22 protein-coding genes are annotated in these 19,381 nt (G+C 62.9%); 9 read left to right on the top strand and 13 right to left on the bottom strand.

Annotated elements, in window-relative coordinates; translation table 11 throughout:
- Positions 1-465, bottom strand: a complete 465-nt coding sequence (locus tag J5J10_RS05765) for an Lrp/AsnC family transcriptional regulator (protein ID WP_211929182.1) — start codon at positions 463-465, stop codon at positions 1-3.
- Between the two features lie 145 nt (positions 466-610).
- Between J5J10_RS05765 and J5J10_RS05760 the strand changes: the two genes are divergently transcribed.
- Together J5J10_RS05760 and J5J10_RS05755 are read left to right on the top strand one after the other, a co-directional pair.
- On the top strand, positions 611-1,327 hold the full coding sequence (locus J5J10_RS05760; RefSeq protein ID WP_211929181.1) for an aspartate/glutamate racemase family protein: 717 nt from the start codon (positions 611-613) through the stop codon (positions 1,325-1,327).
- A 69-nt stretch (positions 1,328-1,396) separates the two neighbouring features.
- The gene (locus J5J10_RS05755; RefSeq protein ID WP_211929180.1) at positions 1,397-2,326 is read left to right on the top strand and encodes a helix-turn-helix domain-containing GNAT family N-acetyltransferase; all 930 of its coding nucleotides are present in this window, start codon (positions 1,397-1,399) and stop codon (positions 2,324-2,326) included.
- A 1-nt stretch (position 2,327) separates the two neighbouring features.
- On the opposite strand, the gene J5J10_RS05750 is transcribed toward J5J10_RS05755, so the two are convergent.
- The gene (locus J5J10_RS05750) at positions 2,328-2,732 is read right to left on the bottom strand and encodes a helix-turn-helix domain-containing protein (protein WP_211929179.1); all 405 of its coding nucleotides are present in this window, start codon (positions 2,730-2,732) and stop codon (positions 2,328-2,330) included.
- 134 nt (positions 2,733-2,866) lie between these two features.
- On the opposite strand from J5J10_RS05750, the gene J5J10_RS05745 reads away from it, so the two are divergent.
- On the top strand, positions 2,867-3,751 hold the full coding sequence (locus J5J10_RS05745) for an SDR family oxidoreductase (RefSeq protein ID WP_211929178.1): 885 nt from the start codon (positions 2,867-2,869) through the stop codon (positions 3,749-3,751).
- Between the two features lie 65 nt (positions 3,752-3,816).
- Here the strand turns inward: J5J10_RS05745 and J5J10_RS05740 are convergent, their stop codons facing one another.
- Positions 3,817-4,569, bottom strand: a complete 753-nt coding sequence (locus J5J10_RS05740; RefSeq protein WP_211929177.1) for a pyridoxine 5'-phosphate synthase — start codon at positions 4,567-4,569, stop codon at positions 3,817-3,819.
- 404 nt (positions 4,570-4,973) lie between these two features.
- Between J5J10_RS05740 and J5J10_RS05735 the strand changes: the two genes are divergently transcribed.
- Positions 4,974-5,663 carry a MerR family transcriptional regulator gene (locus tag J5J10_RS05735; RefSeq protein ID WP_211929176.1) on the top strand — a complete coding sequence of 230 codons (690 nt, stop codon included), beginning with the start codon at positions 4,974-4,976 and terminating at the stop codon, positions 5,661-5,663.
- Positions 5,664-5,763: 100 nt separating this feature from the next.
- The gene (locus tag J5J10_RS05730) at positions 5,764-6,270 is read left to right on the top strand and encodes a DUF4405 domain-containing protein (RefSeq protein ID WP_211929175.1); all 507 of its coding nucleotides are present in this window, start codon (positions 5,764-5,766) and stop codon (positions 6,268-6,270) included.
- Between the two features lie 12 nt (positions 6,271-6,282).
- On the opposite strand, the gene J5J10_RS05725 is transcribed toward J5J10_RS05730, so the two are convergent.
- The 6 genes from J5J10_RS05725 to J5J10_RS05700 form a co-directional block, all read right to left on the bottom strand.
- On the bottom strand, positions 6,283-7,407 hold the full coding sequence (locus J5J10_RS05725; RefSeq protein WP_208551410.1) for an ATP-dependent RecD-like DNA helicase: 1,125 nt from the start codon (positions 7,405-7,407) through the stop codon (positions 6,283-6,285).
- 106 nt (positions 7,408-7,513) lie between these two features.
- Entirely contained in the window at positions 7,514-8,308 is a 795-nt protein-coding gene (locus tag J5J10_RS05720; RefSeq protein ID WP_211929174.1) for a hypothetical protein, read from the bottom strand.
- Between the two features lie 133 nt (positions 8,309-8,441).
- Positions 8,442-8,813 (bottom strand): nitrile hydratase accessory protein, encoded by a 372-nt coding sequence (locus J5J10_RS05715; RefSeq protein WP_211929173.1) that lies wholly within the window; start codon positions 8,811-8,813, stop codon positions 8,442-8,444.
- On the bottom strand, positions 8,800-9,459 hold the full coding sequence (nthB, locus tag J5J10_RS05710) for a nitrile hydratase subunit beta (protein ID WP_211929172.1): 660 nt from the start codon (positions 9,457-9,459) through the stop codon (positions 8,800-8,802). The genes J5J10_RS05715 and nthB overlap by 14 nt, the downstream gene beginning before the upstream one ends.
- Positions 9,456-10,088, bottom strand: coding sequence for a nitrile hydratase subunit alpha (gene nthA / locus J5J10_RS05705; protein WP_349252041.1), 633 nt, complete (start codon positions 10,086-10,088; stop codon positions 9,456-9,458). The genes nthB and nthA overlap by 4 nt, the downstream gene beginning before the upstream one ends.
- Positions 10,089-10,160: 72 nt before the next feature.
- Positions 10,161-10,760 carry a LysE family translocator gene (locus J5J10_RS05700; RefSeq protein WP_211929171.1) on the bottom strand — a complete coding sequence of 200 codons (600 nt, stop codon included), beginning with the start codon at positions 10,758-10,760 and terminating at the stop codon, positions 10,161-10,163.
- A 143-nt stretch (positions 10,761-10,903) separates the two neighbouring features.
- Here J5J10_RS05700 and J5J10_RS05695 point away from each other — a divergent pair, with 143 nt between their 5' ends.
- Positions 10,904-11,749, top strand: coding sequence for an aldo/keto reductase (locus tag J5J10_RS05695; protein ID WP_211929170.1), 846 nt, complete (start codon positions 10,904-10,906; stop codon positions 11,747-11,749).
- Between the two features lie 4 nt (positions 11,750-11,753).
- Here the strand turns inward: J5J10_RS05695 and J5J10_RS05690 are convergent, their stop codons facing one another.
- The 3 genes from J5J10_RS05690 to J5J10_RS05680 form a co-directional block, all read right to left on the bottom strand.
- Positions 11,754-12,023, bottom strand: a complete 270-nt coding sequence (locus tag J5J10_RS05690; RefSeq protein ID WP_208551417.1) for a hypothetical protein — start codon at positions 12,021-12,023, stop codon at positions 11,754-11,756.
- Between the two features lie 179 nt (positions 12,024-12,202).
- Entirely contained in the window at positions 12,203-12,775 is a 573-nt protein-coding gene (gene ilvN, locus J5J10_RS05685; RefSeq protein WP_208551418.1) for an acetolactate synthase small subunit, read from the bottom strand.
- Positions 12,776-12,791: 16 nt separating this feature from the next.
- Positions 12,792-14,570: an acetolactate synthase 3 large subunit gene (locus J5J10_RS05680; protein ID WP_281436236.1), complete on the bottom strand. Its 1,779-nt coding sequence runs from the start codon at positions 14,568-14,570 to the stop codon at positions 12,792-12,794.
- A 321-nt stretch (positions 14,571-14,891) separates the two neighbouring features.
- Between J5J10_RS05680 and J5J10_RS05675 the strand changes: the two genes are divergently transcribed.
- Complete coding sequence (locus tag J5J10_RS05675; RefSeq protein ID WP_211929169.1) at positions 14,892-16,973, top strand: ATP-binding protein; 2,082 nt, start codon at positions 14,892-14,894, stop codon at positions 16,971-16,973.
- Here the strand turns inward: J5J10_RS05675 and miaA are convergent.
- On the bottom strand, positions 16,958-17,875 hold the full coding sequence (miaA, locus tag J5J10_RS05670) for a tRNA (adenosine(37)-N6)-dimethylallyltransferase MiaA (protein ID WP_211931148.1): 918 nt from the start codon (positions 17,873-17,875) through the stop codon (positions 16,958-16,960). The two genes, J5J10_RS05675 and miaA, sit on opposite strands and share 16 nt — an antisense overlap.
- Here miaA and serB point away from each other — a divergent pair.
- Entirely contained in the window at positions 17,874-18,764 is an 891-nt protein-coding gene (gene serB, locus J5J10_RS05665) for a phosphoserine phosphatase SerB (RefSeq protein WP_211929168.1), read from the top strand. The two genes, miaA and serB, sit on opposite strands and share 2 nt — an antisense overlap.
- The gene (locus J5J10_RS05660; RefSeq protein WP_211929167.1) at positions 18,761-19,333 is read left to right on the top strand and encodes a GNAT family N-acetyltransferase; all 573 of its coding nucleotides are present in this window, start codon (positions 18,761-18,763) and stop codon (positions 19,331-19,333) included. Before serB ends, J5J10_RS05660 begins: the two co-directional genes overlap by 4 nt.
- Positions 19,334-19,381 lie beyond the last annotated feature (48 nt).

Raw genomic sequence — 19,381 nt, 5'->3', positions numbered from 1 at the left:
CTAGACGGCGTAGCCGACCGGCAGCACCGCACCGCTTTTCAACGTCTCCATGGAAATGAACGCGGAGACGTCGAAAAGCTCGATGCGCTTCACCAGCCGCCGGTAGACCACGTCGTAGTGCTCGACCCGGGGCAGCACGACTTTCAGCAGGTAGTCATAATTGCCCGTCAGCCGGTGCGCCTCCACCACCTCGGCAATGTCGGCGATCGCGCGCCGGAATTCCTCGATCCACTCGTCTGAATGATGCGCGGTCTTGATCAGCGCGAACACGGTCGTGGGCACCCCGGCCTTGTCGCGATCAAGCTTTGCCACGCGCGCGACGATATAACCTTCGTCCTCCAGCTTCTGGATACGCCGCGAACACGCCGACGGAGACAGCGCCACCTTGTCGGCAATGGCGGCCACGGGCATGGCCGCGTCCAGTTGCAGCAAATCCAGAATCTTCCTGTCTCTGTCGTCGATCATGATCACCTTCACGCAATAGAAGAGCGTAAAGGCGATATATCATGCATCCTTGTTGCGCGGAACCTCGACTACCGACATCAAAACACACCCCGTTTGCCTCAGGCGAGCCCTAAGCTGCGAGTAGATGGAAACGCAGGAGAACGGGATGAAAACCATAGGTCTGATCGGCGGCATGAGCTTCGAGAGTTCTGCGGTCTACTACCGTCTGATCAATGAGGCCGTCCGCGACCGTCTCGGCGGCATCGCCTCGGCGGAGATCCTCATGCACTCCCTGAACTTCGCGGAGATCGTCGCCCTGCAGAAGGCCGACCGATGGGACGAGGCGGCCGAACGCCTCTCCGCCTCGGCCCGCATGCTGGAGCGTGGCGGCGCTGGATGCGTGCTGATCTGCACCAACACGATGCATCTCGTTGCCGACGCCGTGTCCTCGGCCATCTCAGCTCCTCTGCTGAACATCGTCGACGTTACGGCCGACGCCATCAGAAAGACTGGCCTGCGCCGGCCCCTGCTGCTCGCCACGCGCTACACCATGGAACATGGCTTCTATACCGAGCGCATGCGGACCTTCGGTCTCGATCCGATGGTGCCCGAAAAGTCGGATCGCGACGCAGTCCACGCCGTCATCTTCGACGAACTCTGCGCCGGTCAGGTGAAGGACGCTTCCCGCGACCGTTATCTGGCAATCATCGACAAGGCGCGCGCCGCTGGCGCAGACTGCGTCATCCTTGGCTGCACCGAGATTTGCCTGCTGCTCGATCCCGATGATCTTCCCCTTCCCGGCTTCGATTCCACCCGCCTGCATTGCCAGTCCGCCGTCGAACTGGCGATGAAAGCCGATCTGCGGCAACGTGAATTTATTTGACTCAGTCAAATATTATCTTGATGAAGTCAATTTTTCGGATTAGCTGTTGTGGCGGGGAGATCATTCGCCATGCACGCGCCAAACGACATTGACGTCATAGACGGCATCCGCGCCTTCAACCGTTTCTACACCGACCGCATAGGACTGCTCGATCGGGCCTATTTGAAAGCGGATTATACACTGGCAGAAGCCAGGGTTCTCTACGAGATCGGCGCAAGAGGCACGACCACGGCCACCGATCTGGTCCGCGACATCCACCTCGATCCCGCCTATCTCAGCCGTATTCTGAAGGTCTTCCGCGACCGCGGTCTCGTCGCGATCGAGAGCGACCCGGCCGACCGCCGCAGCCGCCGCCTTCGCCTGACACCCGTCGGAACGGCGGAATACGAACAGCTGGCCGACCTGTCTCGCGGTCAGATCCGCGAGATGCTGTCAGCCCTTCCCGCCAGTGAGCAGGAGGGGCTCGCCTCGGCGATGCAGCGCATCACCGGCCTGCTGGGCAGCCAGGAGACGCAAAAGACGCCCATGGTCCTTCGCCCGCACAGACCGGGCGACCTCGGCTGGATCATACAGTCGCAAACGGAGTTCTATGCTAGCGAATTCGGATGGCGCCAGGGCTTCGAGGGGCTGGTGGCGAAAGTGGCGGCGGACTTTCTCGCCGGCCACGATCCCCGTAATGAAGCCTGCTGGATTGCCGAGCGCTCCGGCGTGCGGCTGGGCTCGATCATGGTGGTAAACGGCGGAGGCGATGTCGCCAAGCTGCGGCTGCTTTACGTCGATCCGATGGCCCGCGGCCTGGGGCTCGGGATGCTCCTTGCCGAACAGGCCACGTCCTTCGCCCGGCAGTCGGGATACCGGCGGATGACCCTTTGGACCAACGACAACCTCGACGCCGCGCGCCATATCTACAGGAAGCTCGGCTTCTCTCTCGTCTCCGAGGAGAAACACACTCTTTTCGGACCCGAACTGACTGGCCAGACCTGGGAGATTGACCTGTAAATCAGGTCTCGTCGGCCTCGTCGAACCTGCGCCGCGCCTCGCGCACCGCCAGATAATTCTCTTCCGCCCAGGTGAGCAGGCTCGACAGTGCGCCATACAGCGAGACCCCGAGTGGCGTCAGCCTGTACTCCACGCTCGGCGGTTTTGTCGGAAACACTGTCCGCTGCACATAACCATCGCGCTGCAGCTCCCGCAGCGTCTGCGTCAGCATCCGCTGCGAAATATCGGGCACCAGCCGACGCAGTTCGCCGAACCGGTACGGCTTTTCCGAGAGCGCCAGCAACAACAGTGACGACCATTTCCCGCCGATATGATCGATCACCGTCCGCACCGGGCAATTGGCAAGCCCGCCTTCGCCGCTGCTGAAATCGGCAAGCTTGTTCTTCAGATCGACAGCGACATTCATCCGGGTGGTTCCCTGAAGGTAACGAGGTCCCGAAAAACTGCCTTCTTTACAGCTCCACGTCAATTCCCATTTTAGTGTTACTCTCATTTTGAGAGCGACTAACCGGCCGGACGCGCCGATCGAAAGGGATACCCATGAGCAAGATTCTTATCACCGGCGCCTCGGGCAAGCTTGGCCGCCTCGTCATCGACAACCTCTTGGCCTCCGGCAAGGTATCGGCCTCCGATCTGGTCGCCGGCACGCGCGACACGGCAAAGCTTGCCGACCTGTCCGGCAAGGGCGTCGAAATCCGCCGGGTCGATTTCGACGATGAGGCGGGCCTCATCGAGGCATTTGCCGGCATCGGTCGGCTGCTGATCATATCGACGGATGTGCTCGATCGTCCTGGTCACCGGCTGGTCCAGCACCAGGCAGCCGTTCGCGCGGCAAAGGCGGCCGGCGTCGGCCGTGTCTACTACACCTCGATACCGAATGCCGAAACGAGCAAGGTCAGCTTCGCCCCGGATCACGCCGGCACGGAGGAAGCGATCAAGGCGAGCGGCATGGCCTACACGATCCTGCGCAACGGCTGGTACATGCAGAACCTCTTCATGGGCCTCCCCCCGGCCTTCGCCTCGGGCCACTGGTATACGTCGGCCGGCGACGGCAAGACCTCCCATATCGCCCGCGAAGACATCGCCCGGGCGACGGCGGCGGCCCTCGCAAATCCACCGTCTGAAAACGTCATCTACACGCTGACCGGCGCCCGCGCCTATTCAAACAGCGAGATCGCCGCCCTCGCTTCGGCTGCCACCGGAAAGCCGCTCGACGTCGTCAACATCACCGATGAACAACTGGCCGAGGGCATGGCCGCCCATGGCGTACCGGCCCCCTTCATTCCGACACTGGTTTCCTTCGAGGCGGCGACACGCGCCGGCGACCTCGGCATTGTGACATCCGATGCGGAGAAGCTGGTGGGTGCTCCGCTCGTCACGCTGGAAACCTTCATCGAGACCAACTCCGCGTCCCTCGCCGGATGAGGAGACGGGGGAGCGGCGCGAGCCGCCCGTTCAGGCCGCTCCCCACGCCCATTGAAACCAGACGATCAGATCGTCTGTCCACATGCCTTGCGGAAACGGCGCACCGTCTCTGCCATGCCGTATTCCAGCGCATCCGCCGTCAACCCATGGCCGATCGACACTTCGGCCAGTCGCGGGATCCGCTTCACAAGGGCCGGAAGGTTCGCAACCGTCAGATCGTGCCCGGCATTGACGCCAAGCCCGAGCGCGAGCGCCGCATCCGCCGTTTTCCCAAGGAGTTCGATTTCCTTGGCAGCCCTTTCCGGATCGTCGAAGCACCCGCCATATGGTCCGGTATAGAGCTCGATCCGGTCCGCACCGGTCTCCTTAGCGAGCCGAACCCGCTCGGCATTGCCGTCACCGTCCGCAAACAACGACACGCGCATGCCGCTGCGCTTCAGTCGCGCGACCACCGTCTTGAGAAAATCTCGATGTTTCTCGAAATCCCATCCGTGGTCCGACGTCGCCTGGGATGGATCGTCAGGCACCAGCGTCACCTGTTCCGGCTCGGTCGCCTCGCAGAGCGCCAGGAAATCCTCGGTCGGATAGCCCTCGATATTGAACTCCGCATCGGGAAACTGGTCATCGATCAGGGCCCTGAGCACCGGCAGGTCGCTGAAGCGGATATGGCGCTGGTCCGGCCGCGGATGGACCGTCAGACCGCTGGCGCCGGCGTCAAGGGCGATACGGCCGAAATCGGCGACGTCCGGCCACGGCAGATCGCGCCGATTGCGCAGCATGGCGATGGCATTGAGATTGACCGAAAGCTGGGTTGGCATGACGGGTTCACTTTTCGAAGCGATGATCGTTCCGTCCGGATTTAGGCCAAGTCGGGCCCGATTGCCAACGCGTTTCGTTCGCCATTCCATGAGCGGCGTTGATGGATCGCTCTCATTACCTCCACCGGCTCGCCGAGGTTGCAGCGAATTGCCCCGCTTCGGCACAAAAATCGCGACGAATGAGGACTTTTTCAGACTTTTGCAGAAGACGCGGCGTTTCCCGGTTTACAAGTTTGACGACAGCGGCGTAACCTGTGTGATGGTCGCGGGAGGAGAGACGCGGCAACGATGCGTTGAGGAACGCAAACCAGAAAGCACGCCTTGGCGCGATTGCCGGGACGGGACGGTCATGGTCCCGCCCAGGGAAGTACCGTGCCCGGACGACCGAGCAGGAAGGGGACAATATGGCGGAACGCTCCAAGCACCTGCATGAACGGAAACCTCCTGCGGCGGGCCAGCAAGCGGCTTCCGGCTTCCTGCCGCAAGCAACGCTGCCGCGCAATCCGCCCGACGAGCCGATCGCGATCGCGGAAATGGCCAACCACTTCGGCGTCACCCATCGCACCCTGCATTTCTACGAGGAAAAGGGACTGTTGTCCGCCGGCCGCATCGGCCTGATGCGCGTTTATACCCGCGCCGATATGCAGCGCATGGCGCTGATCAACACCTGCCGCGAAATCGGCATGCCGGTCGCCGTAATCCAGGAGCTGTTGGAAGAACTGTCCGGCGCCACCAGCCAGGAGGAGGCCGATGGTATCTTCCGCCAGGCCCTGCGCACCCGCCGCCGCGAACTGACGGCCGCGCTGTCGACCATCCAGCGGCAGAGCCAGCAGATCGAGCGTCTCCTGTCGGACGACGACGATCATGACGATGCGCCAACCGCGCACCGGATTGCAGTCCAGCTCACCGATCTGGAGAAACGATGCCTCGAACTCATGGCCGAAGGCTATACGCCGATGCGACTGTCGCGGGCGCTCGGCCTCCAGTCGGACGAGATCGCCGCGCTTGAAGAGCGCATCATCCGCAAGTTCGACGCCAACAACCGGTTTCAGGCCGTCGCCAAGGCAGTCCTTCTCGGCGTCGTCGCCTCTTAGGCTGCATTTGCCCTCTGTCAAAGCTTACGGGGATTTAAGCTGACTCCGGAGGAATAGCGTGTATGCCGAAGTCTGTTATCACAACGAACGGACTCGTCTTATGCCCTCCCTTTTCTCGCGCTACGCCACGCCTCTCGTCACTGGCCTTTTCCTTGTCTCGCTGATTTCGGGCATCGCCCTCTTCTTCCACGTCGGCACCGCCGCGTTCCACGGCATGCACGAATGGCTGAGCATGGTGCTGATCGTGCCCTTCGTGCTGCATGTGTGGAAAAACTGGCGCGCCTTTCTCACCTATTTCAAACGCCTGCCGATGACCATTTCGCTGGCTCTTTCGCTGGTCGCAGGCCTCGTCTTCGCCTGGCCCTCCCTGACCGCAAGCGGAACCGGAGCCGGCAATCCGCAGATCGCCATGATCACGCTGGTCACCGCGGCAAGGCTCGGCGACGTGGCGGCCCTCTACCACCAGTCGGAGGACACTTTCCTGTCGATGCTGAAAGATAAGGGCTATACGGCCGCGACCGCTGACATGCCCCTGAACGACATCGCGACCGCCTCGGGCAAGAGCGAGCGCGATCTTGTGATGACGCTGGTATCGCTGAAAAACTGACCGCAGAAGCGCTCACCGCACGATGGTGAGCGTCTGCGCCGCGCGGGTCACGGCCGTATAGAGCCAGCGCTCGCGCGTGTCGCGAAAGGCCCAGCTCTCGTCGAACAGCACCACGTCGTTCCACTGCGAGCCCTGCGCCTTGTGAACGGTCAGCGCGTAGCCATAATCGAACTCGTCATAGCGCTTGCGCGTCGACCACGGGATTTCGGTCTCGATATCCTCGAAGGCCGCCTTCAACAGCTTGATCTTCGCCGCACCTCGGTCCTCGTCGTCCTCGGGCCGCACCAGGAGATTGATGCCGGGCTTAACCGTCTCGCGCGACGAGCTCATCACCTGCCACAGCGAGCCGTTCAGAAGCCCCTTCACCTGGTCGTTACGAAGACACACCAGCTTGTCGCCCGCCTGCGGATAGTCGGCGGAGAAACCCTTCAGCTCCCGCAGTCGCTTGTTGTAGCGCCGGCGAGTCTTGTTGGTCCCGACCAGCACCTGATCGGCGTCGAGCACCAGTTCCTGCGTCACCTCGTTCTTGGAAATCACCTTGGCGGTGCCGTAGTCGCCATACATGATCTCCTTGCCCTCACGGACATGCATGGCAAGCTCGATGATCGGATTGTCGCGCGCCTGTCTATGGATTTCGGTCAGCAGGTAGTCGGGATCATGCTCCGTGAAGAAGCCGCCGCCCGAGACCGGCGGCAGCTGGCCGGGATCGCCGAGCACGAGGATCGGCGTACCGAAGCTCATCAGGTCCTTGCCGAGCTGCTCGTCCACCATCGAGCATTCGTCGATGACGATCAGCGCCGCCTTGGCGACCGGGCTCTGCCGGTTGATCGCGAACATCGGCGCGATCGAGGTCTTGCCGGTTTCCTCGTCTTCCACCGCCTCCTCGCCGCGCGGGCGGTAGATCAGGGAGTGGATCGTCTTGGCATTGGATGCGCCGCGTTGACGCAGAACCTGCGCGGCCTTGCCGGTGAAGGCCGCGAACAGGACGTCGCCGTCGACATGCTCGGCGAAATGCCGCGCAAGCGTCGTCTTGCCCGTACCGGCATAGCCGAACAGGCGGAACACCGGCTGGCGGCCCTCCTTGAGCCATTGCGAAACGGCTTTCAGAGCCTCATCCTGTTGCGGCGCGAACTGCATGACCCGGTCTTGTCAGGATTCGGAAGCAAGACGCAACGGCTATTTGCCTCACCGCTGAAATCACTGCGACGAATTCGCGCGAACGTGGCGAAGAAACGTGTGCCAGCTATTCGGTGACCTCGACATGCGCGGGCTTGGATCGACCGCCATTGCCGGCCGGATTGATGACCACCACCGGGACCTTGCGCGCGCTGGCCAGTTGCCCATCCTCGAGCATGACCTGCAATCTGCCATCGTCCATCACCTTGTGAACGACGGCTTTGCCATCAATCTCGACGGTCGCCCGGGCCGCGAAATTGCGTCCCTTCACCAGGATCCCCTTGTCAGTGTCGTTGATCTTCTTGTTGGAGGGCTCGACGCTGTCGATCACCGGCGGCAGCGCTTCGATCTCCTCCTGAACCTTCGGCGCTTTCAGGAGCGTATCGAACAGTTCGTCCAGCTTCGCGATGCCCTTGCGCGCGAACATCCCGACCAGCGCCGACAGGGCGGCAAGGCCCGTTGGATCGACGGCCGCAGTCTTGTCCCCAGCCGTACCGACTGCAAACAGTCCGCCCTTGAACAGCAGGCAGACCAGCAGCCCCAACCCCATTCCGAACACCGGGTGCATGACATACCACCAGTTCCAGCTGTCGTTGAACTGGCCGAGCCCCTTGTGAATGGCGAACTTGTAGGAAGCATTGAGCGACCCGCCGAGCGCGCCGGCCATGGCGATGATCAGCAGCAGGCCGACATCGGGCGCCACAGATTTCAGCAGAAAGGTTGCCCAGAGGTCATCCTTGATACCCGAAGGCCAGAGCCCGATCAGGAGAAACACGAGTATGAAGGGAAGCATGACCAGATAGGCGCCAAGCTGCCAGTTCTTGTTTTCCGCGTAAGACTGCTTGTCCGGTCCAATCTCCATGGCTACCCCTCCAGCGCCGAAGGGATAACGCTAGCATAAAACCCGATGCCGTCAACCAAAACGAGAATTTCAAACAAACACACCCAGACACCGCACTGAGTGTCTCATCACCACAGCTGGCAAGCGGCACATCCTAGCGCTGCGGATCGTTTTCCAGCAGGATCGGCCGACCGTGTGGCGTAGCCTCGGCTGCCCGCTTCCAGCTCTCCTGCAGCGCGAGCACGTCGCTTTCGTCGCCGATACCCTTCGACACCAGAAGGCCTGTCAGGGCCGCGACCCAGGCATCGAAATAATCCGATCCGTCCTCGGCCCGATCAGGCTGGTGCACTTCCGCCGAAAGGCGCTCCGCCCACTCGCTCCAGGAAAACACCCCGCGCTCGTGCAGATGCACCGTCATGGCAAACGCCTGCGCATGCCACGGCTCGGCAAACACAGGATCGCCCTCCGCCGACACGGGCAGACCCGGCGAACCCGACATCGGCGAGCGAACCTCACACGTGCTCAAGATAGCTCTCCCAGGCATCGATCGACACCGTCAGCGTCGGGTCGGCCCCCTCGCCCCAGATTTCCGATGCGTCGAAGACAACCGTGTAGACCCATTGCGGGTTCTCGCCCTTGCCATGCGCGTTGTCGTCGGGAAACACGAAACTGCCCTGCACCGCCTCGATCGTTCCCGTCTTGGCCCGCGCGTAACGCGGCAGCCGGGTATGGGTCTCGGGATGGAAGTTCTTCGTCTTGACGACGTCGTCAGGCATGAAACGCGGCTCGGAATGGACCGGCCGGTCGCAGGGGCCGCCCTTGGCAAGCACGCCGGCCACCATATCGGCCTTGAGCACCCGTTGCGGCTGCCGTCCTTTCCCGATCGAATGCCCCGAGAACAGCTCCTCCCGGGTGGCGAAGCCGTGTCGCTCCAGCAGCACATCGAGTGCCCGTATCCAGATTTCGTAGTAGCTGGCTGAGAGATATGTGGCAGGCGGAATATTCTCCCGGGCATGGCGGCTTTCGTCGATGGTCCATGCACCGAACGCACCGCAGGAGAGCGTCAAACCCAGCGCCCGCTTTTCCCAATCGGCATGGAAATAGGGCTCGTCCTTTTCAGGCGCGACCGGCCCCAGCCCCATCTGCCCGCCAAGATCGTGGGGCCCATTCATCGCCGCGCCTCCGGCGAGAGCGCCAGCCCGGTGCCGATCATCGAGTCGCGTGTAACAAGGGCCGCAAGCGCGTCCTCGTCCAGGTCCTCGCTCCCGGCCGGCCGCTCTGGCACCACCAGGTAGCGCAGCTCAGCGGTCGAATCCCAAACGCGAATATTTTTAGAATTCTCTAAAGTTAAGCCGAATTCCTCAAGCACCGCACGAGGATTGATCACCGCCCGCGACCGGTAGGCTGGCGCCTTGTACCAGACTGGCGGCAGCCCGAGCACCGCCCACGGATAGCAGGAGCAGAGCGTGCAGACGACGATGTTGTGGGTCTCGGGCGTGTTGAACACCGCCCGCATGTGCTCGCCCTGCCGGCCGGTGAAGCCAAGGCTTGCGATCGCCGCCGTTGCATCCTCGCGTAGCCAGTCGGCGAACCGCGGATCGGTCCAAGCCTTGGCAACCACGCGGGCGCCGTTGCGTGGCCCCACCTTTGTCTCGTAGGTGTCCACGATCGCGTCGATCGCCGCCGGATCGATCAGGCCCTTTTCGGTCAGCAGCGTCTCGAGCGCCCTCACCCGCGCCTGCATGTCGGAGTAGTGATTGTCGTGATCATGGTCGTGGTGGTGATGATCGTGGTCGTGCACGTCGGTCGGTCCGCGTTGTTGATCCCCGATGATTAAGCGGGCGGGAGATCAAATCCAAGTGAAAAGAGCGCGTTACCGAAGCATCGGCCAGAGGCTGGCAACCAGCAGCACCGCCATGGTGATGTTGAACCACTTGAGCCTGACAGGCACCGACAGCCAGTCGCGCAGAACAGAGCCGAACCCGGCCCAGGTCGACACGCTCGGCAGGTTCACGGCCGCGAAGACGAGACCGATGACGATCACGCTGAAGACGTAGCGGTCGGGCGTCGGATCGGCATAGGTCGCCATGGCCGTCACGGCCATTACCCACGCCTTCGGATTGACCCACTGGAAGGCGGCAGCGCCAAGGAACGTCATCGGCCGTGCGGCCCCTCCACCCTCCGAGAGGCTGCGCGACGTTCCGATCTTCCAGGCGATATAGACAAGGTACAAGCCGCCGGCGATCTTGAGGGCAGTATAGAGAAGAGGCACAGTCGCAAGCAGCGCCCCGAGGCCGAAGCCGACGCCGATCAGCAGCGACAGAAACCCGACCCCGATCCCCAGCATATGCGGGATCGTCCGCCGGAACCCGAAATTCACGCCGGAGGCAAACAGCATCATGTTGTTGGGGCCGGGCGTGATCGAGGTCGTGAAGGCAAAGACGACCAGCGTGGCAAGCGTTGCGAGTTCCATGAAATTCTCCGGTGTCGAGCCACTGCATTAGCGCCTGCGCTACGACGCCACCACACGAAAATTGTCATGGTTGCAAGCTTCGAACGCATTGTAATGGCGTGCATCTTCTCTAATCTCGGCTCCCGAAGAGGAGATCACACCCGATGCATGACAACCTCCCCACCGTCACCCTTGCAAACGGCAGTTCCGTCCCGGCCCTTGGCCTCGGCACATGGAAGATGGGCGAGCAGAAGAGCCGCGAACGGGCGGAGATCGACAGCCTTCGTCTCGGCATCGATCTCGGCATGACGCTGGTCGACACGGCCGAAATGTACGGCGATGGCGGCGCGGAGATCGTGGTCGGCAAGGCGCTGGAGGACCGCCGCGACGACGTCTTCCTCGTCAGCAAGGTCTATCCGTGGAATGCGAGCTTCGAGAAGACGGTCGCCGCCTGCGAGGCAAGCCTGAAGCGTCTCGGCACCGACAGGCTGGATCTCTATCTGCTGCACTGGCGGGGCGACCATCCGCTCGACGAAACCGTCCGCGCCTTCGAGCACCTGAAACGGCAGGGCAAGATCGAGGCCTGGGGCGTGTCGAATTTCGATACAGATGATATGGAGGAGTTGTTCGCCGCACCCGATGGCGAAAAATGCGTCGCCAACCAGGTCCTCTACAATCTCAGCAGACGTGGCATCGAATACGATCTCCTGCCGTGGTGCCAGCAGCGCGGCGTCGCCATCATGGCCTATTCGCCGATCGAACAGGGCCGCATTCTCGCAAACCCTGTTCTCGTCGATATGGCCAAGGCCTATCAGGCCACCCCGGCGCAAATCGCCCTCGCTTTCCTGATGGAACGCGAGGGCGTCATATCGATACCAAAGAGTGCGAGTCTGAAAAGAATTCAGGAGAACCGGGAGGCGGTGGATGTCGACCTGACGGACGAGGATCTCGCGGTTCTCGATGAGGCCTTTCCACCTCCGGCAGGCAAGGTACCGCTCGAGATGATTTAAGAAATCAGGACGGCATAAGGCAGCTGTCGAGAGAGGTCGTATTGGGATCGCTACCCTCCGGACCGAACTGGTCATAGCAGTCGAGAGCCCATTCGCTGGCCGCCTCGTCCCATTCCTCGTTCGGCGCGACCGGCAGGCGCACGGTTTTCTGCAGGGTAATCGTCTCCATGGCCGGAATGCTGCTGTGGGCCTCGGATGCACTCTGCGCCGCGAGCAAGATCGCGGCGGTGACAAACAAAGAGGTGGCTGCTGACAGTATGATCGGCTTGTTCATGGTCATATCCTTCCGTGCCAAGTAAACGCGCGACCAGCGTTTTTGTTCTGGACCAGGAGAAATGAACCATTCCGGAACGGCCGATTAATCCGCCGTTAACCATATTCTTCACATGCAAGCGCCCGCTTCTCATCGAAGCGGGCGCATTCTTCTTGGCGACGACTATAAGACGCCGAAAATTACATACCTTGCGAGCCGCGGTTCATGGCCGCGATGCCGGTGCGGCAGATTTCGTTCAACCCAAGCGGCTTCATGATCGCCACGAACTGGTCGATCTTGGAGGACTTGCCGGTCAGCTCGAAGATGAAGTGGTCGACGGTCGCGTCCACCACCTTCGCATGAAAGGCATCGGCGAGACGCAGCGTCTCGGCCCGCATGTCCCCGGAGGACACCACCTTTATCAGCGCCACCTCGCGTTCGATCGGCCGCTCCTGCCCAAGCTCGCGCGCCCGGACCGTCAGGTCGACGACCCGGTGCACCGGCACGATGCGCTCGAGCTGCGCCTTGATCTGTTCGAGCACGCTCGACGTCCCGCGGGTCACGATAGTGATCCGGGAGAGATGCGCCTCGTGCTCGGTCTCGGAAACCGTCAGGCTTTCGATGTTGTAGCCACGTCCGGAAAACAGGCCGATGACGCGGGCGAGAACGCCCGGCTCGTTGTCGACGAGAACCGAAAGCGTGTGGCTCTCGATGACCGCCGTTTCCTTGGCGATGAAATAGGCCGAACCGGTCGGCTGAAGATGTGCGTTCATGGTCTTCTTCCTTCGGTCAGACGAGCTGGCGGCCCTTGGCGTCGATGGCATTGGCGACAACTTCGTCCGTCGCCTCGTCCGGCAGCAGCATTTCATTGTGGGCCTTGCCCGACGGGATCATCGGGAAGCAGTTGGCGAGGTTGGCGACGCGGCAGTCGAAGATGACGGGCTTCTTCACGTCGATCATCTCCTGTATCGCCCCGTCGAGATCGTCAGGCTTTTCGCAGCGCAGGCCGACCGCGCCATAGGCTTCCGCCAGTTTGACGAAGTCGGGCATCGCCTCCGTATAGGAGTTCGACAGCCGGTTGCCGTGCAGCAGCTGCTGCCACTGGCGCACCATGCCCATGTACTGGTTGTTCAGGATGAAGATCTTGATCGGCGCCTCGTACTGGATCGCCGCCGACATTTCCTGGATGCACATCTGGATCGACGCGTCGCCGGCAATGTCGATGACGAGGCTTTCCGGATGCGCGATCTGCACACCGAGCGCCGCCGGCAGGCCGTAGCCCATCGTGCCGAGGCCGCCCGAGGTCATCCAACGGTTCGGCTGTTCGAATCCGTAGAACTGCGCCGCCCACATCTGGTGCTGGCCGACTTCGGTCGTGATGTAGGTATCGCGATCCTTGGTCAGTTCATAAAGCCGCTGCAGCGCATATTGCGGCATGATCACGTCCTTGGCCGGGGTATAGGCGAAGGAATTGCGTGCCCGCCACTTGGCGATGCTGTCACGCCATTCGGCCGTCTGCGACGCCTCCGGCTTCTTCGGCAACGCGCGCCAGGCGCGGACCATGTCTTCCAGAATGCTGCCGACATCGCCAAGGATCGGCACGTCGACGCGGACGTTCTTGTTGATCGACGACGGATCGATGTCGATGTGGATCTTCTTCGAGTTCGGCGAGAACGCGTTGAGACGACCGGTGATGCGGTCGTCGAAGCGCGCGCCGATGCAGACCATGACGTCGCAGTCGTGCATCGCCATGTTGGCCTCGTAGGAGCCGTGCATGCCGAGCATGCCGAGCCAGTTCTTGCCCGATGCCGGATAGCAGCCGAGGCCCATCAGCGTCGAGGTGATCGGGAAATCGGTGAGACCGACCAGGTCGCGCAACAGCTTGGAGGCTTCCGGACCCGAGTTCACGACGCCGCCGCCCGAATAGATGATCGGCCGGCGCGCGTTCGCCATCAGCTCGACGGCAGCCTGGATGGCACGTGCATCGCCTTTCAGCTTCGGCTGGTAGCTGCTCTGGATCTTGTGCGTTTCCGGCGGCGTGTAGGTTCCGGTGGCGAACTGGATGTCCTTGGGAACATCGACGAGAACAGGACCGGGTCGGCCCGACTGGGCGATGCGGAACGCCTCGTGGATGATGCTGGCAAGCTCGTTGACGTCCTTGACCAGCCAGTTGTGCTTCGTGCAGGGCCGGGTGATGCCGACGGTGTCGCACTCCTGGAAGGCGTCGGAGCCGATCAGCGAGGTCGGAACCTGGCCGGAAATGCAGACCAGCGGAACGCTGTCCATCAGCGCATCCTGAAGCGGCGTGACCGCGTTCGTCGCGCCGGGGCCTGACGTAACGAGCATGACGCCGACCTTGCCGGTCGACCGCGCATAGCCTTCGGCCGCGTGGCCCGCGCCTTGCTCGTGGCGGACGAGGATGTGCTGGATCTCTTCCTGCTGGAAGATCTCGTCATAGATCGGAAGCACGGCGCCGCCCGGATACCCGAAGATATGCTCGACGCCATTGTCCTTGAGCGCCCGCAAAACGATTTCCGCGCCCGTCATCTGATTGTCTGTACCCGTCATGCCTCTTCCCGTCATATTTTCTCTTGGAGTTTTGGGATGGGGTGCTACCCCGGTTTCGGCCATAAAAAAAGGCCCCTTCGAGGAGCCTGTCTTCTAGCGCATGGGTGGCTGTCGCCGGATGGTTACACCATCCTGCCCATGCGCCTTCCCACCACGATAAGAACGATCGAGTTTGCCATGGGCGAAGTGATAGCCAGAAATATCCGATCCGTCAACGAACAATCGGCGCAATTATCTTTCCCTCTCACCATACCGTCGAAAGCCCTACACCTCTTGTTAACGCGCCCCCGCTAGGCTCTCGCGAGCAGGGAGAAGTCCGTATTGCGTAACAACGATCTCCACACGTCCGGATCCGCCGGCGAGTTGGACCGCCGCAACACCATGGCGCCGGGCAACCGGCTGCTGGGTCGCGTCGTCGCGTGCAACGGTTCGCGCGCGACCATCGCCGCTGTCGCGGAAGAAGGCGGTACCGATCTCACCGAACTCTGGTCCGTTGGTCGCCTGATCTCCATCAGCGTCGGCGAAAACCGGGTGGTCGCGCTGGCCTTCTCCATGCACACGGAAGCCCACGCCTGGGGCGAAGGCGCCGACAACACCTTCCTGATCGAGGTCGAACTCCTTGGCGAGGTCTATAAAGCCCCTTCGGGCCGTGACGAGTTCACGACCGGCATTTCACGTTACCCCTATCTCGGCGCCATCGCCCACCGCATCCGCGCCGCCGACCTCCTGCGCATCTACGAGAGCCGCCAGGGCAATCACTGCGTCATCGGCAAACTGACGCAGGACGAGTCGATCGACGCGACGATCCACATTCCCTCAATGCTCTCCAAGCATTTCGCCGTCGTCGGCTCGACCGGCGTCGGCAAGTCGACCGCCGTCTCGCTCCTGTTGCACAAGGCGATCGAGAGCGATCCGAAGCTGCGCGTCCTGATCCTCGACCCGCACAACGAGTTCGCAGCCGCCTTCCCCAATGACGCCGTGGTCATCGACACCGACACGCTCGACCTGCCCTTCTGGCTGATGAAGCTCGACGAATTCGCCGAGGTGCTGTTCCGAGGACGCCCGCCGGTCGCAGAAGAGCTCGACATCCTCCGTGACGTGCTGCCCGAAGCCAAGCGCGCCTTCCGCGGTTCCGATTCGAGCCTGATGCGTCGCCAGACGGAAAAAAGTTCGATCACCGCCGACACGCCGGTGCCCTACCGCATGGCCGACCTGCTCGCCCTGATCGACGAGCGCATCGGACGCCTGGAAGGTCGCGGCGAAAAGCCCTTCCTCCGCTCGCTCAAGATGCGCGTCATCTCGGCGATCAACGATCCGCGCTACCACTTCATGTTCTCCAACAACACGATCAACGACACGATCATGGAGACCATCGCGCACATCTTCCGCATTCCGGGTGACGGCCGACCGATCTCGACCTTCCAGCTCGCCGGCATCCCGTCGGAAGTGGTGAACTCGGTCGCCTCGGTGCTCTGCCGCATGGCCTTCGAGATCGCGCTCTGGTCCAATGGCGCGATCCATATGCTGGTCGTCTGCGAGGAAGCCCACCGCTACGTGCCGGCCGATCCCAATCTCGGCTTCTTCCCGACCCGCCAGGCGATCGCCCGCATCGCCAAGGAAGGCCGCAAATACGGCGTCTCGCTCGGTATCATCACGCAGCGCCCCGGCGAACTGGACCAGACGATCCTGTCGCAGTGCTCGACGCTGTTTGCCATGCGTCTCTCCAACGACCGCGACCAGGAAATCATCCGTTCGGCGATCCCCGATTCGTCGATCTCCACCACCAGCTTCATCTCGTCGATCGGCAATGGCGAGGCGATCGCCTTCGGCGAAGCCATCGCGGTTCCCATGCGCATGCGTTTTTCGCGCGTCGAGGAACAGTATTTGCCGAAGGCCAACGGCGTCAGCGCCAAGACCACCGAGGAGACGCCTGACACCGTCGACCTGCGCAACGTCGTCGCCCGGATGCGCGCCGTCAGCGGCGGCCCCGACATTTCGGCCTTCCAGCAAAGCTATGAGGCCGCGGCCTCGCGGCAGCCGGGGGATGACGACGACGATCGCGACGAAAGCATCCTGCCCGACAGCCGCGACCTGCGCGCCGCCCATGCCGCCCTGTCGTCACCAGCCCTATCATCCCCGGCGATGTCGTCTCCCGCACCGGCACAGACCGCCGCTCCGCTCGAATCCTACCGATCCGACATGCTCCCCCGTGCCGAAGTGGCGGCGGCAGCGGCGCCCCGCCCGGATTTCGTCGAGATCCGCCGCGATCTGTCCCAGCCCAGCCTCCGTCGCTCCACCGACGGCGCCCAGGAGCCCGCGCCATCCCTCCGCCGCGAACCGGGCACGTCGCTGCGCGAAAGCATCCTCAGAAAGCCGCTGTCGAGCCTCTACGACAAGGATTGAGCGGCCGCCGGATCGACCCGCTGCCAGCTCTCGTCCATCTGGTTGCGGAACCATGTCATCTGCCGCTTGGCATATTGCCGCGTCGCCGCCGATGCCGTCTCGATCACTTGGGACCGCGTCATCTCGCCTTTCAACATTGCCGCAATCTGCGACACCCCGATCGCCTTCATCGCCGGCACGGCGAGCGGCAGGTCAAGCGCAAGCAGCGCCTCGACCTCCTCCACTGCCCCCTCGTCCAGCATCTTGGCGAACCGCCGGTTGATGCGGTCGGCAAGCACGGTCCGGTCCGGCAGGACGACAAGCTTCTTCGCCCGCGCCGGATCGACGATCACGGGACCGCCGGAAGACTGCAAGTCGGCGATCGACCGACCGGTCGCTTCAAGAACCTCCAGCGCCCGGACAATCCGCTGCCCGTCCGTCGCGCCCAGCCGTGCCGCCACGGCGGGATCGCGGGCCGCAAGCTCCCGATGCAGGATCTCCGCCCCCTCTTCCACCAGCCGCCCCCGCAGCCGCGTGCGCACATCCTCCGGAATGGCCGGCATCTCCGACAGCCCGCCGGTCAGCGCCTTGAAATAGAGTCCCGTCCCGCCGACGATGACAGGCAGCCGCCGTTCCGCTTTCAGCCGTTCGAGCAGCGGCCCGATTTCCCGCAGCCAGTCGCCCGTCGAATAGGACGTCGCCGGATCGACATGCCCGTAAAGCCGGTGCTCGATCCCCTCCATCTCCTCCGCCGAAGGACGCGCCGTCACCACGCGCAGCACGCCGTAGACCTGCATGCTGTCGGCATTGATCACGACGCCGCCATGGCGTTTGGCGAGATCGAGCGCCAGCGCGGACTTGCCGCTAGCGGTCGGCCCGGTTATCAGGATCGCGTCCGGTTCTGTCTCAGGGTTCTTCATCATGGCCTTCGTTGCCACGCTTATCGCCAATCCGTCAAATCCCGTCCTCAGCCCAGCCCTTGGAGAAAAGGCGGCCGAGGCGGCCGGCGCCGCTGGCCTCTACTGGCTGGCGGACGGCATCGCCTGTGACATCGCGCTGAAGGACGGCTCGGATCCCGCTCAGGTCGAATCGTCGCTGCGCACGCTTCTCGCCGGACTACCCGTCGACCTCGCGGTGCAGGATCAGGAAACCCGCCGCAAGCGCTTCCTGATCGCCGACATGGATTCGACCATGATCGGCCAGGAATGCATCGACGAACTCGCCGCCGAAGTCGGCCTTAAGGAAAAAGTGTCCGCCATCACCGCCCGCGCGATGAACGGCGAGATCGAATTCGAGCCGGCCCTGCGCGAACGCGTCGCGCTTTTGAAGGGCCTGCCCGTCACCGTCGTCGACGAAGTCATCGCCAGGCGCATCACGCTGACATCGGGCGGACCGGAACTGATCGCCACGATGAAGGCCAGGGGGCATTACACCGCCCTCGTCTCCGGCGGTTTCACCGTCTTCACCACCCGCATCGCCGCCACGCTCGGCTTCGACGAAAACCGTGCCAACATCCTGCTGGAAAAGGACGGCCACCTCACCGGCGAAGTCGCGGAACCGATCTTGGGCAAGCAGGCCAAGGTCGACGCCCTCATCGACATCACCGCCCGCCTCGGCATCGAGCCCGCCGATGCCATCGCTGTCGGCGATGGAGCCAATGATCTCGGCATGCTGCATCTCGCCGGCGCCGGAGTCGCCCTGCATGCCAAGCCCGCCGTCGCGGCGGAAGCGAAAATCCGCCTCGACCACGCCGACCTCACCGGGCTTCTCTATCTCCAGGGCTACCGCAAGACCGATTTCGTCACGCCATGACCGTGATCCTCGAAACGGACCGGCTGATCCTGCGCAACTGGCGCGACGAGGACCGCGACCTCTTCCGCGAGATCAACCGCGATCCGAAGGTCATGGAGTTCTTCGCCTGGCGCCGGACCTACGAGGAAGCCGACGCCATGCTGGAGCGCGTCCGCGCCATGATCGACGCCACCGGCCTCGGCTTCTACGCCATCGAGGAAAAAGAGAGCGGCGATCCCGTCGGCTTCTGCGGGCTCGGCCCCGCCATGGTGACACCCGTCATGCCGGAGGAGACGATCGAGATAGGCTGGCGGCTCGCGACCCGTTACTGGGGCAAGGGCTACGCCACGGAGGCCGCCACCGCCGCCCTCCGTTACGGCTTCATAGACCGCGGCATCGACGCCATCCTCTCCTTCGCCGTCGCCGGAAATACCCGCTCGACATCCGTCATGAAGCGCATCGGCCTCCGTCGCCTCGAAAGCCTCGATTTCGATCACCCGCGTGTGCCCGATACCCATCCGCACCTGAAGCGGCACGTCGTCCACGGCATCACCGCCGGCGCCTGGCGCGAGGCGCAAGCCAACGCCTGAAACGAAACGGCCGCCCCGAAGGACGGCCGTGATCTCTCGACACGAAGG

Origin of the sequence: Ciceribacter sp. L1K23, from assembly GCF_018122705.1 — a bacterium.
Classification (GTDB): Bacteria; Pseudomonadota; Alphaproteobacteria; order Rhizobiales; family Rhizobiaceae; genus Allorhizobium.
Note: the sequence above shows the minus strand (reverse complement) of the source record. Positions and strands in the feature narration are given on the sequence as shown.